Consider the following 20,565-nt stretch of genomic DNA (forward strand, 5'->3'; position numbering starts at 1 on the left):
ACCTCCATGTACAACCGAGTTTGTCGTTCATCGGCAATAACGTTGAACAGCCTCTTACGAAAGCGATTTGAGGCGATACAGCGCCTCTAGTGCTTCACGCGGCGACATTGCATCGAGATCCATGCTTTCGAGTTCGCGTTCGACGACGGAAGGCGCCGCAGCGAACAGCCCCAGTTGCGGAGACGAAGGTGCTGAAGCAGGCGCGGCGACGTGGGCATGCATGCCGCGTTCTAGTTCCGCCAGAGTGCGTCGCGCATCGGCAATCACCGATTTGGGCAAGCCCGCCAAGGCAGCCACCTGCAAGCCAAAACTGCGGTTCGCGGGACCTTCCTTGACGGCATGCATGAAGACGAGCTGATCGCCGTATTCGACGGCATCCAGATGCACGTTGGCAATGGTGGCGTACTCTGAAGCAAGCCCCGTCAGTTCGAAGTAATGCGTCGCAAAGAGCGTGTAGGCACGGCTCGCCGCAGCCAGATGCACTGCGGCGGCGCGAGCGAGAGCAAGACCATCGTAAGTGCTGGTGCCTCGTCCTACTTCGTCCATCAACACCAGGCTTTGCGGGCTGGCGTTGTGAAGAATGTTCGCCGTCTCGCTCATCTCCACCATGAAGGTGGACTGGCCGCGCGACAAGTCATCACCTGCGCCAATGCGCGTAAAGATGCGGTCGATCGGACCAAGCGCCGCCTTCGCAGCAGGAACGTAACTGCCGATATGCGCCAACAGGACGATCAACGCATTCTGTCGCATATAGGTCGATTTACCGCCCATGTTCGGGCCGGTAATCACGAGCATGCGGCGATCTTCGCCGAGCGCGAGATCGTTCGGTTCGAACGGTTCCTCGCGAACCTTCTCCACCACAGGGTGACGGCCGCGCTCGATGGCGATGCCGGCAACGTCGGTAAGTTCCGGTGCATTCCAGTCCAACGCTTCGGCGCGTTCGGCGAGCGTGCATAGCACGTCGAGTTCGGCAATGGCGTTAGCGGCATGCTTGAGCGGTTCGAGGCGTTCGGTCAACGTATCGAGCAATGCTTCATACAAAGCACGTTCACGCATCAGCGAACGTTCCTTGGCGGATAGCACTTTGTCTTCGAACGTTTTCAGCTCTTCGGTAATGTAGCGCTCGGCATTCTTCGTTGTCTGACGACGCGTGTAATGCGTGGGCGCCTTGTCCGACTGCCCCTTGCTGATCTCGATGTAATAGCCGTGTACGCGGTTGTAACCCACTTTGAGCGTAGGAATGCCGCTGGCGGCTTTTTCGCGTTCTTCGAGCTCGACAAGGTATTGATCGGCGTGCGTGGACAGACGACGGAACTCGTCCAGCTCCGCGTCGTAGCCGTCGGCGACGATGCCACCATCGCGCAGCAGCACGGGTGGTTGCGCCACGATGGCTTTCGTTAACAGTTCTGCCGTTGCAGCGTGATCACCGATACCGTCGACCAGCGAATGCAGCAACGGACTATCGACCGACGCAATCGACTCACGCAGCGCTGGTGCCGCGGCAAGACCGTCGCGCAACGTGGAGAGGTCGCGCGGGCGCGCCGAGCGCAAGGCGACGCGGGCGAGAATGCGTTCCAGATCGCCGATGCCGCGCAGCTGATCGCGAAGATCTTCATAGCGGCGCGTTTCGATCAATGCACCAATTGCCTGATGGCGTCGGCGCAGCGTTTCGCGCGAACGGAGTGGGCGATTCAGCCAGCGCCGCATCAGGCGCGCGCCCATCGGTGTGACGGTTTCATCGAGCACGCCGAGTAACGTGTGCTCGGTGCGGCCGCTCGGATGTGTATCCAATTCCAGGTTGCGTCGTGTCGCCGCGTCCAGCGCTATCGTTTCGCTTGCGCTTTCGACCGCCATGCCGGAAAGATGCGGAAGCGCGCTCTTCTGTGTTTCTTCCACGTAGCCGAGCAGGCAGCCGGCAGCAGCAATCGCCAACGGCATATTGTCGACGCCGAAACCGCCGAGATCGCGCGTGCCGAAGAAGCGATTCAATTCGCGCCGGGCAGCATCGCTGTCGAAGTGCCACGGCGGGCGTTTGCGCAAGCCGGGCAGGGCGCTGACCAACTTTGGCCACGCGACATCTTCGCCAACCAGCGTTTCGGCTGGCTGCAATCGCGCAAGTTCAGCGGCCAGTGCTTCGGCGTTCGACACTTCGCTCAGCAAAAAACGTCCGCTGGAAAGATCGACCCACGCAAGGCCATAACCGCCATGCGATCCCGCCGCGATGGCGAGCAGAAGATTGTCGCGGCGCTCTTCCAGCAGCGCCGCATCCGTCACCGTACCCGGCGTGACGATGCGTACCACCTTGCGTTCCACCGGCCCCTTGGCCAACGCCGGATCGCCGATCTGCTCGCAAATCGCCACCGACTCGCCCAACCGCACCAGCTTGGCCAGATAGTTCTCGGCCGCGTGATACGGCACACCTGCCATCGGGATGGGCTGCCCCGCCGATTGACCGCGCTGTGTGAGCGTAATGTCCAGCAATCGCGCGGCCTTGCGCGCGTCATCGTAGAAAAGTTCGTAGAAGTCGCCCATGCGGAAGAACAGCAACACGTCCGGATGTGCTGCCTTCGCCGCGAGGTACTGACGCATAAATGGGGTATGTAACGAAGGTTCGTCTTGGCTCATTTAGTCAGGTCTTGGCGTCGTGGCGCTGAAGGGGTAAAACGGCCGCTTCACGCCGTGAATTGGGGCGTCGAGAAGAGTGGAGTCTCGCATGGAGTTGTCATCGGTTCCTACTGATGCCGAATTGGCAGCGTGGGCAATGCAGATCGCTGCGGATATGCAGCACCACAAACTCATGCTCGCGACGGCTGAGTCGTGCACCGGTGGCTGGATCGCCAAAACGTTGACCGATCTTCCCGGCAGTTCCGCATGGTTCGATGCGGGTGTGGTGACCTACAGCTATGACGCGAAGGCCGCATTATTGGGTGTGAGCCGAACGACACTGGAGCGTTACGGCGCGGTGAGCGAACAGACGGCGCTGGAAATGGTGTCGGGCGCCATCGACCGTTTGGGCGCGGGTGTCGCGGTGGCCGTGACCGGTATCGCCGGGCCGACTGGCGGAACGCCTGACAAGCCGGTCGGCACCGTCTGGATCGGCTGGCAGCGTCGCGGAGCCGCGCCTCGCGCAACGCGCTTTCTCTTCGGTGGTGACCGCGAAGCCGTGCGCCGGCAGACGGTGGCGGCGGCGCTGATCGGCATCCGCGAAACGCTGGCCGATTGATCAAAAAATAGCCAGCGAGTGCGCTTGACTGATGTGGGATACTCGATCTGGCATCGATCCTAAGCCGTGAGACGGCGACGGATCATGATGCACGCCATACCCACCACGACCGGAAAGAAGACGATGGATGACAACAAGCGCAAGGCGCTCGCTTCGGCCCTAGGCCAGATCGAGAAGCAGTTCGGCAAGGGCGCGGTGATGCGCCTGGGCGATCGCATTGACGATGTCATCGAGACCGTCTCCACCGGTTCGCTGGGCCTGGATATCGCGCTGGGCGTTGGTGGTTTGCCGCGCGGCCGTGTGGTCGAAATCTATGGTCCGGAATCCTCCGGCAAAACCACCTTGACCCTGCAGGCGATTGCCAGCTGCCAGAAGAACGGCGGCACGGCGGCCTTCGTCGACGCCGAGCACGCGCTGGACCCTTCCTATGCGCAGAAACTGGGCGTCAACGTCGACGATTTGCTCGTTTCGCAGCCCGATACCGGCGAACAGGCGCTGGAAATCGCCGACATGTTGGTGCGCTCCGGCGCCGTCGACATGGTCGTCGTCGACTCGGTCGCCGCGCTTACGCCGAAGGCTGAAATCGAAGGCGAAATGGGCGATTCCCACGTCGGCCTGCACGCACGTCTGATGAGCCAGGCGCTGCGCAAGCTCACCGCCAACATCAAGAAATCCAACTGCCTGGTGATCTTCATCAACCAGATCCGTATGAAGATCGGCGTGATGTTCGGCAGCCCGGAAACCACGACGGGCGGCAATGCGTTGAAGTTCTACGCTTCGGTGCGCCTGGATATCCGCCGCATCGGCGCCGTGAAGAAGGGCGAGGAAGTGATCGGTTCGGAAACGCGCGTCAAAGTTGTGAAGAACAAGGTGGCACCGCCGTTCCGTCAAGCCGAGTTCGAAATCCTTTACGGCGAAGGCACATCGCGCGAAGGCGAGATCATCGAGCTGGGCGTGGCGCAGAACCTGATCGACAAATCCGGCGCCTGGTACAGCTACAAGGGCGAACGCATTGGCCAGGGCAAGGAAAACGTGCGTCAGTTCCTCCGGGACAACCCGAAGATCGCCGATGAGCTCGATCAGGAATTGCGCTCACGCCTGCTGGTAACCGGCGGTGGTGCGAAGGCGACGTCCGAAGAAGCGCTCGAAGAAGCCTGAGCATGAGTGAAAAGCGGCTACGGATTCTGCTTGTGGGCGCGTCGGGTACGTTGGGACGCGCGGTAGCCGCTGAGCTTTCGCAACGCCATGAAGTGATTGCTGCCGGACGCAGTTCCGGCAGCATCAGGATCGATCTCACCGACGTGCAAAGCATCCTGCGTGGATTGAAAGAAGCAGGCGAGCTGGATGCGGTGATCAGCGCCGCGGGCAGGGTGACGTTCGCGCCGTTGGCCGATTTCAAGCCGGCGGCATTGGGTGAGTCGCTGCATACGCTGGGCATCACCGACAAACTGCTCGGGCAGGTAAATCTTGCGCTTGCTGCGCGTGACCATCTGCGTGATGGTGGTTCGATTACCCTGACGACAGGGATTCTTTCCGAACAACCTATCGTGGCAGGTAGTTCGGCGAGCATGGTTAATGGTGCGGTGGAAGCGTTTGTCCGCGCTGCGGCCGTCGAATTGCCGCGCGGTTTGCGGATCAATGTGATTAGCCCGACCGTGCTGACTGAAGCCATGCCGTCGTATGGGCCGTTCTTTCGCGGGTTTGAGCCGGTGACCGCGGCGCGTGCTGCGCTGGCTTTCAGCCGTAGCGTGGAAGGTGCACAAACCGGACAGGTCTACAAGGTCTTTTAGCTCGTCGTCTTTTAGCTCGTCATTCCGGCGCAGGCCGGAATCCAGTAACGGGACCGTCTAGAAGTCGCGGTACTTACACAACTTGTCGACACTGGATTCCGGCCTGCGCCGGAATGACGAGCTGAAAAGCCGGGTGCCTTCGCTCTTGAGGCCATGAAACGCAAATCAGGCGACAACTCCACTGAGAAACCCAAACCTAGCGCGTACAGCAAGGCGCTGGGCTTGCTTGCGCGCCGCGAGCACTCGCGTCGCGAACTGAAGCAGAAACTCGACCGTAGCGGCTACGAACGGGACGAAGCAGCCGACGCACTCGATCGTCTCGGCGAGCAGCAGTACCAGGACGACGATCGCTTCGCCGAAGTGCTGATCCGCACGCGTTCCGCACAAGGTTACGGACCCATGCGCCTACGCGTGGAGCTGAGAAGTCACGGCCTTTCAGATGCGCAGATTCGCCACCTGATCGACGAAGCCGGCATCGACTGGACCGAATCCGCCGGTGCCCAGCTTCGCCGCCGCTACGGCTCCAAAGGCACGACGGACCTCGCGGAACGGGCCAAACGAGCGCAATTCCTCTTGCGTCGAGGCTTTCCCGCCGCCACAGTACGGGATGTCACCCACGCCGACGTGGACGACGCTACCGACGACAGCCCCTGATTCCCTGTTTTGCGCGGGGCCGGGCGGACCGATCGCGGAGCGCCGCGATGACGCGTCCTCCTTGCTCTTTGCCCCCGACACGCATGAAAACTGCTGATATCCGCTCTGCTTTTCTCGATTATTTCCGCGCCAAGGATCACACCATCGTGCCGTCCAGCTCGCTGGTGCCGGCCAGCGATCCGACCCTGCTGTTTACCAACTCGGGCATGGTGCAGTTCAAGAACGTGTTCCTGGGCAGCGAAAAATTGCCTTACGTGCGTGCCGCCGACGTGCAGCGCTGCCTGCGTGCGGGCGGTAAGCACAACGACCTGGATTCGGTCGGTTACACCGCGCGTCATCACACCTTCTTCGAGATGCTGGGCAACTGGTCGTTCGGCGATTACTTCAAGCGCGACGCCATTCGTTACGCGTGGGAATTGCTGACCTCTGTCCTCAAGCTGGCGCCGGAAAAGTTGTGGGTCACCGTCTATCACACCGATGACGAGGCCTACGACATCTGGAACAAGGAAATGGGTGTGCCCGCCGAGCGCATTGTGCGCATCGGCGACAACAAGGGTGAACCGTTTGCGTCGGACAACTTCTGGCAGATGGCCGATACCGGTCCGTGCGGTCCGTGCACGGAAATCTTCTACGACCACGGCCCGGAGATCACCGGTGGTCCGCCCGGTTCGCCCGATGAAGATGGCGACCGCTACATCGAAATCTGGAACCTGGTGTTCATGCAGTTCGACCGCGCGCCGGATGGCACGCTGTCGCCGCTGCCTGCACCGTGCGTCGATACCGGCATGGGTCTGGAGCGCCTGGCCGCCGTGTTGCAGCATGTGCATTCCAACTATGAAATCGACTTGTTCCAGCACCTCATCAAGGTGGCGGCGGAACTGACGAACACGAAAGATATCGCCAACAAATCATTGCGCGTGATTGCCGATCACATTCGTGCGTGCTCATTCCTGATTGTTGATGGCGTGCTTCCATCGAACGAAGGCCGCGGTTACGTGCTGCGCCGAATCATTCGCCGTGCATTGCGTCACGGCTGGATGCTCGGTGTGCGCGGCGATTTCTTCTGGAAGATGGTGAAGCCGCTCGTCGAAGAAATGGGCGTGGCCTATCCCGAACTCGCTGCGAAGCAAGCGTTCGTGGAGGAAGCACTGCGCACCGAAGAGCAACGTTTCGGCGAAACGCTGGAACATGGCATGCGCGTGTTTGACGAAGTGGCGTCGAAATCGGGCAGAACCATCCCGGGCGAGGACGCGTTCCGTCTTTACGACACCTATGGTTTCCCGGTGGACCTCACCGCCGACATCGCGCGCGAGCGTGGCCTGACCGTAGACATGGCGGGTTTCGAGCAATCGATGGCGCAGCAGCGCGAACGTGCGCGCGCCGCGAGCCGTTTCGAAGCCAAGGGCCAGATGCCGGCGGAACTGGCGAGCCAGCTCAAGCCAACGGAATTTCTCGGCTACCACACACTGTCGGCGCAAGGCAGCAAGGTCGTCGGTATCGTGCGCGCAGGAAAACAGATCGATCAACTTGCCAATGGCGAGGAAGGATTTGTCATCCTCGATCGCACGCCGTTCTACGCCGAATCCGGTGGACAGGTCGGTGATACGGGTACGCTGTCGAACGGTTCTGGGGAATTTGACGTAGGCGATACGCTGAAGATGGGCGGCGTGTTTTTCGGACACGCTGGCCGCTGGCACGGCTCGCAGCCGCTGCGCACTGGCGATTCTGTCGATACGAGCGTCGATGCATCGCGTCGTCAGGCGACAGTACTCAACCACTCCGCGACGCACTTGCTGCATGCGGCGCTGCGCCAGGTGCTGGGTACGCACGTCACCCAGAAGGGCTCGCTCGTCGCTCCCGATCGCCTGCGTTTCGACTTTTCCCATTTCAAACCCGTCAGTCGCGAAGAACTCGCGACGATCGAGGCGTTGGTCAACGACGAAGTACGTCGCAATGCCGAAGCAGAAGTGCGCCAAATGGCCTACGACGACGCGATCGACTTCGGTGCGATGGCACTGTTCGGCGAAAAGTACGGCGACGAAGTGCGCGTGCTGAAGATGGGCGATTTCTCCACCGAGCTGTGCGGCGGTACGCACGTCAGTCGTACCGGCGACATCGGGCTTTTCAAGATCGTCAGCGAGGCCGGCGTGGCCTCAGGCGTGCGCCGTATTGAAGCGGTGACGGGTGCCGGTGCGCTTGCCTACGTGGCCGATGAAGAGCGTCGCCTGGGCGAACTCTCTGCCATGCTTTCCAGCAGCGGCGACGATGTCACCGAAAAGCTGCGCCAGCTGCTCGATCGTCAAAAGAAACTCGAGCGCGAACTTGAATCGATGCGTGCGAAAGCCGCCGGATCGATGACGGGCGATCTCGCCAATACCGCACGCGACGTGGGTGGTATCAAAGTGGTCGCTGCACGCGTGGAGGGATTGGACGCCAAGGCGTTGCGCGATGGTGTCGACCAACTCAAACAGCAACTTACGAATTGTGTTGTCTTGCTGGCAGGTGCTTCCGACGGGCGCGTTTCGCTCGTGGCCGGCGTCAACGGTAGCGCTACCGGAAAGATCAAGGCCGGCGATGTTGTCGCGTATGTAGCGAATCAGATCGATGGAAAAGGCGGCGGTCGCCCCGACATGGCGCAAGGTGGCGGCGTAGATAAACCACAGTTGCCAGACATTTTGAACGGTGCAGTGGAGTGGATCGGTAAGCAGCTAGCCGGTTGACGCGCTGCATATGGACCGCTTGTCAAAATTATGTGTAGATTGCACGCGTCGCTGGGGCTCGGCTAGTATCGGTCAGACAACGGCGCTGCTAGTTGCGATGGCACCGTCAAGGCAAGCTGTCTTTCGAGGCAACTTGGTAGTTTGGAGCCGGGGAAGGCGGTAGGGCCTTTTGACGGATACAACGTCAGATCTGCGTGGTGATGTGCTCAGGGGTGAGGCAGCAGCACGCAGGAGGCCCGTAACCACAAGCATTAAAATGGAGTAGCAGCTATGTTGATTCTGACCCGCAGGGTCGGTGAAACCCTGATGATCGGCGACGAGGTGACCGTTACCGTTCTCGGTGTAAAAGGAAACCAGGTTCGCATTGGCATCAATGCGCCCAAGAACGTGGCCGTGCATCGCGAAGAAATTTACCAACGCATCAAGGGCGAGAACGAAGGCGAGGGTGGCAGTTCGGGTGAAACCGGCGGAAGTTAACCGCCTCTTTACCTGAAAGGCTCTGGCCAGTATCCTTTTCGGCTCCGCGACGCCGCGGAAACAGTTTTGGAGAGATGCCCGAGAGGCCGAAGGGGCTCCCCTGCTAAGGGAGTATAGGGTCAAAAGCCTTATCGAGGGTTCGAATCCCTCTCTCTCCGCCAGACAAAAAAAGCGCCCCTTTGGGGCGCTTTTTTTATGTCAGAAAAACGATGCAGCGGAAATTTTCGGCCGACGACCTAGCGCGATTTTTCGTTCTGTTACAGCCAGATATCGCAACGCTACGTCACCCGAACCAGACATCACTTACAATGGATGGTTTCGGAGAACCACGATGACCCAACTCGACTCTGCCGGCAGCCGCTTCCGCGCCGCACTTGCTGCCGAAAAACCGCTTCAGATAATGGGCGCGATTACTGCCTACGCAGGCATGATGGCCAAGCGCGTCGGTTACAAGGCGCTCTATCTTTCGGGCGGCGGCGTCGCAGCCAATTCGTTGGGCGTGCCGGATCTGGGCATCAGCACGATGGAAGATGTGCTCACCGATGCACGACGCATCGTGGACGCCACGCAGTTGCCGCTCATGGTCGATATCGACACGGGCTGGGGCGGTGCTTTCAACATTGCGCGCACGATCCGTTCTTTCATCAACGTGGGCGTGGCTGCTGTACACATCGAAGATCAGGTCGGTCAGAAGCGTTGCGGTCATCGCCCCGGCAAGGAAGTAGTGCCGAAGGAAGAAATGGTCGATCGCGTCAAGGCAGCTGTCGATGCACGCACTAACGCGGGCTTCGTGATCATGGCGCGTACCGACGCGGCTGCCGTCGAGGGCATCGATGCGGCAATCGATCGTGCATGTGCCTATGTGGAAGCGGGTGCCGACATGATTTTTCCTGAGGCGATGAAGACACTCGATGATTACCGTCGCTTCCGCGCTGCCGTAAAAGTACCGATTCTGGCGAATCTGACCGAATTCGGAACCACGCCGTTCTTCACCACGGACGAGTTGCAAAGTGCGAACGTCGACATCGCGCTGTATTGCTGTGGCGCTTATCGCGCCATGAACAAGGCCGCGCTGAATTTCTACGAAACAGTGCGCCGCGAAGGCACGCAGAAGAACACCATTCCTACGATGCAAACGCGCGAAGAGCTGTACGACTTCCTTGGCTACCACGCCTACGAAGACAAGCTCGACGCATTGTTTGCGAGCGAAAAATAATTCGTCATTTCGTGTTTGGCGACGCTACCCGGCGTCGCCGAAGTTCAAGTACCGCACCAGGAGCATGATCCGATGAGCGAGCAATCCACCGCCCCCAAGCCGAAAAAATCCGTTGCCCTTTCCGGCGTGGCGGCAGGCAATACCGCACTGTGCACGGTCGGCCGCAGTGGCAACGACCTGCATTACCGCGGCTACGACATTCATGACCTGGCTGCCAAAGGCTGCTTCGAAGAAGTGGCGTATCTGCTGGTCCACGGCGTGCTGCCGAATTGGGCGGAATTGAATGCCTACCGCACCAAGCTCAAGCGCCTGCGCGGCTTGCCTGCGCCGGTGAAGAGCGCACTGGAATTGCTGCCGGCCGCCACGCATCCGATGGACGTGATGCGCACCGGCTGCTCCGTACTTGGCACCGTGCTGCCGGAGAAGGAAGACCACAACGTCACCGGCGCGCGCGACATCGCCGATCGCCTGATGGCCAGCTTCGGTTCCATGCTGCTGTACTGGTATCACTTCAGCCACAACGGCAAGCGCATCGAAACGGAAACCGACGACGAATCGATCGCTGCGCACTTCCTGCATCTATTGCACGGCAAGAAAGCGAGCGAGCTTTGCGCACAATCGCTGGACCGTTCGCTGGTGCTGTATGCCGAGCATGAATTCAACGCATCGACCTTCACCGCACGTGTGATTGCCGGTACCGGTTCGGACATGTATTCGGCCATCACCGGCGCCATCGGCGCATTGCGTGGTCCCAAGCACGGTGGTGCGAACGAGGTGGCGATGGAAATCATCGCGCGCTATCACAGCGCTGCTGAAGCCGAAGCGGACATCCGCGCACGCGTCGAGCGCAAGGAAATCATCATCGGCTTCGGTCATCCGGTTTACACCGTGTCCGATCCGCGCAACGAGATCATCAAGGAAATCTCGCGCAAGCTGTGCACCGAAGGCGGCAATCCGACCTTGTTCGAAGTGTCAGAGCGCATCGAGAAACTGATGTGGGAACTGAAGAAGATGTTTCCGAATCTCGATTGGTATTCGGCCAGTGCCTATCACATGATGGGCGTGCCGACGGCCATGTTCACGCCGCTGTTCGTCATTGCGCGCACGTCGGGTTGGAGCGCACACGTGATCGAACAGCGCGAAGATGGCAAGATCATTCGCCCCAGCGCAAATTACACCGGTCCGGAAGATCGCACGTACGTGCCGATCGAAAAGCGCTGATCGCGACGCTGTCAGGTTGAAGAAAGAGGGAGCGCAAGCTCCCTCTTTTTTTACATTGTGTTGACTAAACGTTCGTTTGGCGACGTGCCATGAGTGGATACCTGATGTTGCACGATTGATACATCCATCCATGCATGACAGTTACTGCACACATTGCTGTTGCCGCAACATCTGCGCACCAATACGCGATTGAAAACGATTTCGCCGCCGTCGGCGGTGTTGCATTCGTGCATCACCGCCTGAAGATCCTGACGATTTTCAGGTACGTGAATGGGCCGCAATCAACTGATTTCACTACATGTTGTTCTGGGCATGCCGTATGCGCGTCAGTGGCACGTACCTTGCGACATATCGGAGCTTCACCAGTAAAAACAGGGGGTCAAACCGCATCCATTCCCGGGAGGAATCAACATGCGCAAGACTCTAATCTTTATGGCAGTGACGCTTGGCTTGGGACTTGCCCTCCCTGCTATGGCAGACGACAACTCGAATCAGAACAACAAGAACCACGGCTCGATCACGAGCTCCAACACGAACTCGAGCACGCACTCCAACACAAACTCGAGCACACACTCCAACTCACTCGCTGTCGCTGTCACTGACAGTGGCGATAGCTCAACCAGTAACGGCATGGGCAGTGCCGCTGCGAACGCAGGCAATGCAACATCGACAGTCAGCGATGCATTCAATAACAGCACAGCAACCGCCAGCAGTGACCTGAGCGGCGAAGTTACCAATGTCTCGGTCTCCGGCATCGGCAACTGGGCACAGGACAACGGCAATGCCAATGGCGGAAAAGGCGGCAGCGGCGGTAAAGGCGTCGGAGGCAGGGCGCACGAGGGTGGCGGCGGATCGGGCGGCGACGGCGGCGACGCCTACGCACACAGCGGCAAGGCTGGCGGCTCGTTCTCCAATAGCGGCGGTGCTTTTTCAGGAAGCGGTGCCGAGGGTGCTGGCTCAACGGGTGCTAACGGTGGCGAAGCCAAGGCTGGTGGCGGTGGCGGTATGGCAACGGCAGGTGCCGGCGGCGATGGCACAGGCGGTAGCGCAACGGCCGGTGCAGCATCGTCGACGACAGGCAGCAGCACATCGACCGGCGGCACCAGCGGAACAGTCGCCAGTGCTGGCGGCGATGGTGGCGCAGGCGGGGCTGGTGGCACAGCGACCGGTGGTGAAGGCATGGCTGGTGCAGGCGGCAACGGCGGGGCAGGTGGTAGCACTTCGGCCGACGCTGGCACCTTCGATATGTCCAACACCATGGACAGCACCGCAGCAGCGGCGGCAGGCATTACGACGATTGCTCAGAACAGTGGCGCAGCTGCGTTGATCCAGCAGGGCGTGACCGTTCAAGCCAATCTGAACGTAGGCGGCCATTGAGTAGCGACTGATCAGCACGGTGAAGCGCGCATCGCTTCACCGTTGCTGTGCGGGCCGACCGGCTGCGAATGCAACCGGTCGGCAGACGGTCGTATTCGATGCGCTCATGCGTTCGGAGTCGTGCCATGTCCCGGTCAACAATCGTTGTAAGTGTGGCAGTGGTATGTGCAATGGGATTGCCAGGATGGGTGTTTGCGGGTGATCCACCTGCAAATGCCAGTCATCCACAGCATGCAAACACTCCTGCCGCGGCCACTGTGCAGCAAGGCAGTGTTGATGCTTTTGGCGCGCCAGTAAGCGCCGATACGCTCAAGCGCTACAGCGGTGGCGCAATCACCGTGAACAGTACGCAAGCGATCACTGGCACCGTATCCAATGACAGTGCCTCGCAAGTTGTCACCGGAAACAACGCCATCACGGGCGATGCTTTTTCAAGTGCTTCAGGCCTTCCATCGGTGATTCAGAACTCGGGAAACAATGTTCTGATTCAGAACGGTGTCATCGTCAACGTCGAGATGAAGCCATGAAGCGATGGATGCCATCGTTGGCAGCGTTTGCCTTCGCCGCGACGGCGACGAGCGGCGCATGGGCCGCGACGGTATCCATCAACGACAATGTAGGGCACACCTACACGATGCATCTGGCAACGCTGAAGGAAGTCAAATTCCGCAACACGATCCATCAGAAATATGACTTCAGCTGCGGCTCTGCTGCAGTAGCGACGTTGCTGACTTATCAATACGACTTTCCGGTGAACGAGCAGATTGTCTTTGCGCAGATGTATATGCATGGCGATCGCAAGAAGATCAATAAGGAAGGATTTTCGCTGCTCGACATCAAGCTTTACCTGGAAAGTATCGGTTTCGATGCGGATGGGTTTCACGCATCGCTTGATCAATTGGAAAAAGCCAAGCTTCCTGCGATTGTGCTGATACAGGATCGCGGGTATCACCATTTCGTGGTGATCAAGGGCATTCGCTATGGACGCGTGCTGGTGGGCGACCCTGCGCTGGGTACGCGTGTCATTCCTATTGATCGCTTCAACACGTTGTGGAAAAGCGGATTGCTGTTCGTCATCCACAACCGGCGCGAATTCGCGCGCTTCAATGCCGATAGCGACTGGCGTTCCGCGCCCATCGCCCCACTGGGCATAGGTATCGACCGGCGTGGGCTGGACACGATCACCATGTCCAAATACGGACCGGGTGACATATGAAGCGGCCGATATCTGCGCTACATGTCGCGTTGCGCATAGGCGTTGTGCTCGGCGCAATGAGTTGCGCGGCGTTTGCGCATGCGCAGTCTGCACCTTTAGCGCCAGTCGCGGTGCATCAAATTGCCGGCTTTGGATTTCCCGTTCCCAACGCGCGCTTGGATGCCGTGCGCGGCGGGTTCGATCTCGGTAATGGACTGGAAGCTTCCTTTGGTATCGTGCGCGCCGTTTATGTCGATGGCGCGCTTGTTTCGTACACCAGCGTCAATGTTCCCGACATCGCGCACATCACCACGCAACAGGCTACAGCGCTCGCATCGGCGCTTGGCACGGTGAATGTACAGATCGGTCCTGGCAACTCCTTCACGCCGTCATCGATGGGGCAAACCGCAGGCGCGACAGTGATTCAGAACACGCTGAACAATCAAAACATCAGCAATCTCACCACCCTGAATGTGGGGGTGAATACGCTCAACGCATTCCGCGGCGAAGGTCTGCAGCAAGCATTGCAGAACGCGTCCGTACAAGCCCTTGGACATTGATAGCGATGACATAGCCCAGTTGGGGAACGACATGTGCACAAAGGAAGGGGGAAGGAAGATGGAACCTAAACGCAATCAGTGGGCCTGCGCAGCCGGCTGTGCAGGGCTCGTGCTGTTTTGCGGCGTGGCGGTTGGCCAGGATGCGCCAGCCTCGTCACCAGCGTCGCCAGCCGATTCCGCGTCATCGCCGGTAATTCGGCAGCGGCTAGAAGATCAGGACAAGCGCATCGAAGCGATGCGCGACCAGATCGACGCACTTCAACATCAGCTCGCCGAGCAAGAGGCCGATTACAAGGCATTGCGGCATGCTGTTGGCATGGATGAGCTGGACAAGCAACGCGGCGGAAACATTGCGGCTGCCGGCGGTATGGCAACGGCATTGCCGATGCCATCGCCGGATGCGGTGCCAGATCAACAAGCATCGCAGCAGACACCCGCGGCGCCTGGTACGCCTTCCACTCCTGTCGGACAGGCGCCGGCGCAGAATGCGCGGCCACCGGAAGTCGCGCCGATCTTCCAGCAGCCTGGTGTCTTGACGCCGAAAAACAAGATCGTCATCGAGCCCGCGTATCAGTTCGGTTATTCAACTGCCGATCGAGTCGCGTTGGTCGGCTACACCATCATTCCTGCCATCTTGATCGGTTTGATCGACGTACGACAGGTGCGTGACACCACGCAGACTGCCGTGCTCACCGCGCGTTACGGCATCACCAATCGGCTTGAAGTGGAAGTGCGCGTGCCTTACGTGGATACGCACGATGACACCGTCAGTCGTGCCGTGCTCACGGGTTCTGCTGTAAACAGCGTATTCAGTTCCAGCGGCAGAGGACTTGGCGATATCGAAGCGACAGCACGCTATCAGATCAACAACGGTGGCGCCGACAGCGCGTATTACATCGGTTGGTTCCGCTTCAAATCGCGCACGGGTACCGATCCGTTCCAGGTGGTCACCGATTGTGTGACGCGTTGTGTCGAGAATCTCACCGGTACGGGGCTGCCATTGCAGCAACCTACAGGCACGGGTTTCTACACGCTTCAACCGGGGGTAACGTGGCTGCTTCCTTCCGACCCGGTCGTGTTCTTCGGCAATCTGAGTTATCTCTATAACGTCGAACGCCACAACGTATACGAAAACATTTTGCTGGCCGGGAGGCAGTATCTGGGCAACGTGAAAGTGGGTAACGAGGCCGATATCAGCATCGGCATGGGCATGGCACTCAACGACAAGGCATCGCTCAGTATTGGTTACGACCAGACGTTCCTTGGCACAACGTATGAGGGTGGCCAGAAGTTGCCCGGTTCAACCAAGATTTGGCTGGGCTCGTTGTTGATCGGCGGCTCTTATCGATTCAACGAAAAGCGCACGCTGAATTTCACGCTAGGCGTCGGTGTAACTCGTGATACGCCTGACGCCACCGTTACCGTTCGCGTGCCGATGATGTATTGATTTGCGCGCATGTGAAGCCGTCATCATATCCATGATGGCTTCATGCAAATTTTGTTGCATGGTCGCCGCGCAGCTTCGACATCACTGAACATACACGTAGCGCTGGGTCGATAAATCCTCCGCTGGCAGTTTGTGCGCAAAAAAATCCCGTGCTTTGCACGGTATGTGCACGCTTGCCGTTCCTAATATTCAAGCCGCGGAATCACCCGTCACTTCTTTACTTCTTTGGAACGCAATGAATCGTTCCGGGCATGTGTTTGCCAAAAAAATTAAACAAGGAGATGCACCATGCGCCGTACCGCCCATTTAACCGCTTGCAGCGGAGTCATATTTGTAGGGCTCGCACTCACAAGTGGTTCTGTATTTGCGCAAAGTACCGACAGTTCAAGTTCCGATACCTTTTCCCCTGCACTCGACCGGTTCAGCTTATCGCTAGGTGGGTATTACGCCGATACCAGTACGACGATTGGTGCGGGGCTGAATCAATACGATGTGCACGGTAATCTCAATCTGCAGCACGATCTGGGTTTCCCTCAGCACGAAGTGGTGCCCCGACTTCGCGCCGATTTCTTGTTAGGCGATAGCCAGGGCTTTTCTTTTGACTACTATCGCGTCGAGCAGTCGCGTACCGGATCAGCGAACGCGGCCTTCAACTTCAACGGCAATGCGTACGATGCAAATGCTTCCATCACGGGCAGGCTTAATTTCGACTTTGGAAGTGCGGCTTATAAATGGTGGTTTGGACACAGTAGTGATGTATTTGGCGTAGGCCTTGGCGCCGGCTATTACCATATTTTTGCGGGTATCAAAGGTCAGGCAAGCTTGAACGGAAACTTCGAAGGCGAAGCTGGTGCGAGCGCCAGCGAAAATGCCTGGGCGCCTGAACTGGAACTTGGTTGGCGTCATGCGTTCACCGACAACATTCGGATGTACTTCAACGCGCAGGGTCTGAAAAAGAACGGCGATCTCGGCGGTCACATCTACGATGGCGCACTGGGCGTCGAATGGTTCCCGTGGAAGAACGTCGGCTTTGGCGCCGAGTACGATTACACACGCATCAGCGTGCATGATCGAAAAGAGTATTACCACGACGATGTCGCGCTGGATCTCGATGGTCCGTCGGTCTACTTGCGTTTCCGGTTCTGAGGGCGGCGACCCGGAGCCGTTGCGTGTTTGCAAGCGTTGCGCATCGGCCCCGGGCAAGGAGGGTGTTGGTGCGCGCGGATCACGTGTTGCGTGCGCGGCGATTGAACAACCATCGTCCGCCGCACACGGCTGCTACCAACACAACTTCGAGTACGTGTTTCATCCATCCATGCGCGGTGAACCAGTCGAGCCACAACTTCTCGTGACTGATCATGCGGCCCGCAGTCCATGCAATCGCTGCCGCACCGGCGTAGACGATGACAGGAAAGCGTTCGATCAGTTTCAGAATCAGCGTCGAACCCCACACGACTAATGGAATACTGATCAATAGACCGGCAACGACCAATCCCATATGTCCTTTGGCAGCGCCGGCGATGGCGAGCACGTTGTCCAGACCCATCAATGCGTCGGCGAGGACGATCGTGCGCAACGCCGCCGCAAAATTTTCGGCGGGAGTGATGGCATGCGCGTTACCGTTATCGGGTTTCAACAGTTTCCACGCGATCGGTAGCAACAACAGGCCGCCAACGAGCATCAGCCCCGGAAGATTGAGCAGATACACCACCAGCAACGTCAGTACGATGCGCACAGCGACGGCACCGAAGGTTCCCCAGAACACGGCGCGTTTCTGCAGGCGCCGGGGCAGGTTGCGCGCGGCGAGGGCGATGACGATGGCGTTGTCGCCCGCCAAGACCAGGTCGAGCAGGACGATGGTCAGCAGGTCGTACAGCAGGTGAGTGGGGAAGGCCATTGGGATTCCTTGGCGCGCGGGACTCACACGGCGACGACGGACGCGCGTGGCCCGCCTGCACCGCAAAAGTCTCGTTCACGGCATAAAGCCATCGCGGTGCCCGGAGCGATGCCTCGCTCGTGCTGACGTCCACCGCGCGGATGCGGGTTGCCGTATCCGGAACTACTCCCCTTTGGGATGATTCGCGAGGATTTTCGAGAGGGTGCGATGGCTGGTCAAGTCGGCGGACGGTGCCTCGAAACGATGGGGCGGCTACAATGGGCGTTTCCCTACACCTGAGACCCTGCCATGAGCGCTCACGATATTCGTTCCGCTAAGCGTCCTGACCCCGATCAGCCGCTCGTCGACATTGCCAACTACGTTGCCGACTACCGGATCGATTCGAAAGAGGCTTACGACACCGCCCGCTACATGCTGCTCGATTCGCTGGCGACGGCAATGATGGCGATGAAGTTTCCCGAATGCGTCAAGCATCTGGGGCCAGTGGTGCCGGGCGCCACGCTGCCGGGCGGCGCCCGTGTTCCGGGTACCAGCCATGAGCTCGATCCAGTGCAGGCGGCGTTCGCCATCGGTACGCAGATCCGCTGGCTGGACTTCAACGACACCTGGCTCGCCGCAGAGTGGGGTCATCCCTCGGACAACCTCGGCGCGATCCTTGCCGTGGCCGACTACCTCAGCCGCCAGGCCGAACGCGAAGGTGGCAAGCCGCTGACGGTGCACGATGTGCTGACCTACGCCATCAAGGCACATGAAATTCAGGGTTGCTACGCGCTGCTCAACAGCTTCAACCGCGTGGGTCAGGATCACGTGATCCTGGTTCGCCTTGCCTCCACGGCGGTCGCCACGGCAATGCTGGGCGGCAACAAGGAACAGATCACCACCGCCGTCTCGCATAGCTGGATCGACAACGGTGCGTTGCGTACCTACCGCCATGCGCCGAACACCGGACCGCGCAAGAGCTGGGCTGCAGGCGATGCCTGCCGCCGTGCTGTCACGCACGCTATCAATGCCGTCTACCGCGGCGTGGTGGGTTATCCGTCGGCGCTTTCGGCCAAGACCTGGGGTTATTATGACGTGGCCTTCAAAGGCAACGCGTTCCAGTTCGAGCGCCCGTTTGGCAGCTACGTGATGGAAAACGTGCTGTTCAAGATCAGCTTCCCGGCCGAATTCCATGCACAGACGGCCGTCGAGTGCGCGATGAAGCTGCACAGCCAGATCGCTGGCAAGCTCGATCAGATCGAGAAGGTGGTCATCGAAACGCAGGAAGCCGGCTGCCGCATCATCGACAAGACCGGTCCGCTCGCCAACTATGCCGACCGTGATCACTGCATCCAGTACATGGTGGCCGTGCCGCTGATCTTCGGTCGCCTGACCGCCGAAGACTATAACGACGACGTGGCCGCCGACCCGCGGATCGACGCGCTGCGCGACAAGATGGCGGTGACCGAGAACCCGCAGTTCACCAAGGACTACTTCGACCCTGACAAGCGTTACATCGGCAACTCGGTCCAGGTGTTCTTCAAGGACGGCAGCAGCACCGAGAAGGTCTCCATCGACTATCCGATCGGCCACCGCAAGCGCCGCGGCGAGGGTATCCCCGTGCTTTTGAAGAAGTTTGAGGGCGCCATGCGCGGGCATTTGCCGTCGCACCGCGTTAAGGCCATTCTAGAGGCCACGGCGGATCCGGCTAAACTGGATGCCATGCCTATCCAGTCGTTCCTGGGGCTCTTCACGTTGTAAAGACAGCGTGAAGGGAAAATGCAAGGTAATTCGCAGGGATTTTGCAGATCGTTTAGATTTTGTTAAACTCCGTAATGCCGGGTGCGGTAACTTTCGCAGGAAATTCGTTAATTGGATTCAAAACCAATAAACGAGACGCGGATTTTTATCTTGGCGGGAAGTGCCCTAATCATTAAGAAGAGGAGAGATCTGATGAAGCGTAAGGGCCTTTATTTTCTTATTGCTCTTGCACTGGGCGGCGTAAGCGCTGTTCATGCGCAAGACAACACGTCTACTGCTGCAAGCAGTCCAGCTCCAAGCAGCAGCGACACCAGCAGCACCAGCGCTCCCGCTTGGCCTAACGGCTTCGATGATCGTTGGTATATCGCTCCTTATGTCGGTGGCTACTACAACGACACCGATCGCGATACGCGCAGCCGTCAGTTCTTCTACGGTTTGGGCGTAGGCAAGTTCATTTCGTCGAACGTGGCGATTGAACTCTTCGTCGATCGCACCAAGCGCAAAGCCGACAGCGATGTGTTCGGACAGGGCAACACCTGGTCGAACAACAACTACGGCGTAGCCGCGCGTTACTTCTTCGCCGACTGGAACTCCTGGCGCCCGTACCTGTTGGGCGGCGTGATGGGTAGCTACCACCACAACCCGTTGGACAAGGGTTGGGATCCGGCTGCAGAGGGTGGCGTGGGTATTTCCAAGTCGATCACCGACAGCGCCGACTTCCGCGTGGAAGCTGCGTACCGCTACGACTGGGACGACAAGACCCTGCCGCAGAACAACGGTTACGGCGACTGGTACCTGGGCTTCAGCATCGTTGCGCACATTGGTGCCGTGCCGGCCCCGGCCGCTGCAGTTGCACCGCCGCCGCCGGCTGCTCCGGACTGCTCCAAGCAGTTCCGCAACGGCGTGAACCTGTGCGACAACAAGTGCCCGGATCTGCCGGAAGGCACGATCGTGGGTCCGGATGGTTGCCCGCAGAAGGTTGTGATCGACCTGAAGGGTGTCAACTTCAAGTTCGACCGTCCGAAGAAGGGCGAGACCAACATCGAGC

18 protein-coding genes and 1 tRNA gene are annotated in these 20,565 nt (G+C 59.2%); 17 read left to right on the plus strand and 2 right to left on the minus strand.

Annotation, left to right across the window (positions count from 1 at the left end):
• Positions 1–54: 54 nt before the first annotated feature.
• Positions 55–2,625 carry a DNA mismatch repair protein MutS gene (gene mutS, locus EKH79_RS01035; RefSeq protein WP_126671927.1) on the minus strand — a complete coding sequence of 857 codons (2,571 nt, stop codon included), beginning with the start codon at positions 2,623–2,625 and terminating at the stop codon, positions 55–57.
• Positions 2,626–2,713: 88 nt separating this feature from the next.
• Here mutS and EKH79_RS01040 point away from each other — a divergent pair, with 88 nt between their 5' ends.
• The 15 genes from EKH79_RS01040 to EKH79_RS01110 all read left to right on the plus strand — a co-directional run bounded on the left by EKH79_RS01040 (position 2,714) and on the right by EKH79_RS01110 (position 17,026).
• A complete protein-coding gene (locus tag EKH79_RS01040) occupies positions 2,714–3,223 on the plus strand; it encodes a CinA family protein (RefSeq protein ID WP_126671928.1) in 510 nt (169 codons plus the stop codon).
• A gap of 123 nt (positions 3,224–3,346) precedes the next feature.
• Complete coding sequence (gene recA / locus EKH79_RS01045) at positions 3,347–4,381, plus strand: recombinase RecA (protein WP_126671958.1); 1,035 nt, start codon at positions 3,347–3,349, stop codon at positions 4,379–4,381.
• A gap of 2 nt (positions 4,382–4,383) precedes the next feature.
• Positions 4,384–5,013 carry a short chain dehydrogenase gene (locus EKH79_RS01050; RefSeq protein WP_126671929.1) on the plus strand — a complete coding sequence of 210 codons (630 nt, stop codon included), beginning with the start codon at positions 4,384–4,386 and terminating at the stop codon, positions 5,011–5,013.
• 153 nt (positions 5,014–5,166) lie between these two features.
• A complete protein-coding gene (locus EKH79_RS01055) occupies positions 5,167–5,667 on the plus strand; it encodes a regulatory protein RecX (protein WP_126671930.1) in 501 nt (166 codons plus the stop codon).
• 83 nt (positions 5,668–5,750) lie between these two features.
• Positions 5,751–8,387: an alanine--tRNA ligase gene (gene alaS / locus EKH79_RS01060; RefSeq protein WP_126671931.1), complete on the plus strand. Its 2,637-nt coding sequence runs from the start codon at positions 5,751–5,753 to the stop codon at positions 8,385–8,387.
• A gap of 270 nt (positions 8,388–8,657) precedes the next feature.
• Positions 8,658–8,864, plus strand: a complete 207-nt coding sequence (csrA, locus tag EKH79_RS01065; RefSeq protein WP_126671932.1) for a carbon storage regulator CsrA — start codon at positions 8,658–8,660, stop codon at positions 8,862–8,864.
• A 68-nt stretch (positions 8,865–8,932) separates the two neighbouring features.
• Positions 8,933–9,025, plus strand: a tRNA-Ser gene (locus tag EKH79_RS01070).
• A gap of 170 nt (positions 9,026–9,195) precedes the next feature.
• Complete coding sequence (gene prpB / locus EKH79_RS01075) at positions 9,196–10,080, plus strand: methylisocitrate lyase (RefSeq protein ID WP_126671933.1); 885 nt, start codon at positions 9,196–9,198, stop codon at positions 10,078–10,080.
• 72 nt (positions 10,081–10,152) lie between these two features.
• The gene (gene prpC / locus EKH79_RS01080) at positions 10,153–11,301 is read left to right on the plus strand and encodes a bifunctional 2-methylcitrate synthase/citrate synthase (RefSeq protein WP_126671934.1); all 1,149 of its coding nucleotides are present in this window, start codon (positions 10,153–10,155) and stop codon (positions 11,299–11,301) included.
• 411 nt (positions 11,302–11,712) lie between these two features.
• Positions 11,713–12,678 carry a hypothetical protein gene (locus EKH79_RS01085; protein ID WP_126671935.1) on the plus strand — a complete coding sequence of 322 codons (966 nt, stop codon included), beginning with the start codon at positions 11,713–11,715 and terminating at the stop codon, positions 12,676–12,678.
• A gap of 125 nt (positions 12,679–12,803) precedes the next feature.
• Positions 12,804–13,205, plus strand: coding sequence for a hypothetical protein (locus EKH79_RS01090; protein WP_233590114.1), 402 nt, complete (start codon positions 12,804–12,806; stop codon positions 13,203–13,205).
• Positions 13,202–13,894 (plus strand): C39 family peptidase, encoded by a 693-nt coding sequence (locus tag EKH79_RS01095; RefSeq protein WP_233590116.1) that lies wholly within the window; start codon positions 13,202–13,204, stop codon positions 13,892–13,894. The genes EKH79_RS01090 and EKH79_RS01095 overlap by 4 nt, the downstream gene beginning before the upstream one ends.
• Positions 13,891–14,433: a hypothetical protein gene (locus EKH79_RS01100; RefSeq protein WP_126671936.1), complete on the plus strand. Its 543-nt coding sequence runs from the start codon at positions 13,891–13,893 to the stop codon at positions 14,431–14,433. Before EKH79_RS01095 ends, EKH79_RS01100 begins: the two co-directional genes overlap by 4 nt.
• 58 nt (positions 14,434–14,491) lie before the next feature.
• Positions 14,492–15,880, plus strand: coding sequence for an acetate kinase (locus EKH79_RS01105; RefSeq protein ID WP_199754072.1), 1,389 nt, complete (start codon positions 14,492–14,494; stop codon positions 15,878–15,880).
• Positions 15,881–16,168: 288 nt separating this feature from the next.
• Positions 16,169–17,026, plus strand: coding sequence for an autotransporter outer membrane beta-barrel domain-containing protein (locus tag EKH79_RS01110; protein ID WP_126671937.1), 858 nt, complete (start codon positions 16,169–16,171; stop codon positions 17,024–17,026).
• Positions 17,027–17,105: 79 nt separating this feature from the next.
• On the opposite strand, the gene EKH79_RS01115 is transcribed toward EKH79_RS01110, so the two are convergent.
• Positions 17,106–17,777, minus strand: coding sequence for a TerC family protein (locus EKH79_RS01115; RefSeq protein ID WP_126671938.1), 672 nt, complete (start codon positions 17,775–17,777; stop codon positions 17,106–17,108).
• Between the two features lie 288 nt (positions 17,778–18,065).
• Between EKH79_RS01115 and EKH79_RS01120 the strand changes: the two genes are divergently transcribed.
• Together EKH79_RS01120 and EKH79_RS01125 are read left to right on the plus strand one after the other, a co-directional pair.
• Entirely contained in the window at positions 18,066–19,517 is a 1,452-nt protein-coding gene (locus EKH79_RS01120; RefSeq protein WP_126671939.1) for a bifunctional 2-methylcitrate dehydratase/aconitate hydratase, read from the plus strand.
• A gap of 192 nt (positions 19,518–19,709) precedes the next feature.
• Positions 19,710–20,565: outer membrane beta-barrel protein (locus tag EKH79_RS01125; protein ID WP_126671940.1), on the plus strand; the 856-nt coding region annotated here is incomplete at its 3' end.

This window comes from Dyella dinghuensis, assembly GCF_003977615.1.
Taxonomy (GTDB): Bacteria; Pseudomonadota; Gammaproteobacteria; order Xanthomonadales; family Rhodanobacteraceae; genus Dyella_B; species Dyella_B dinghuensis.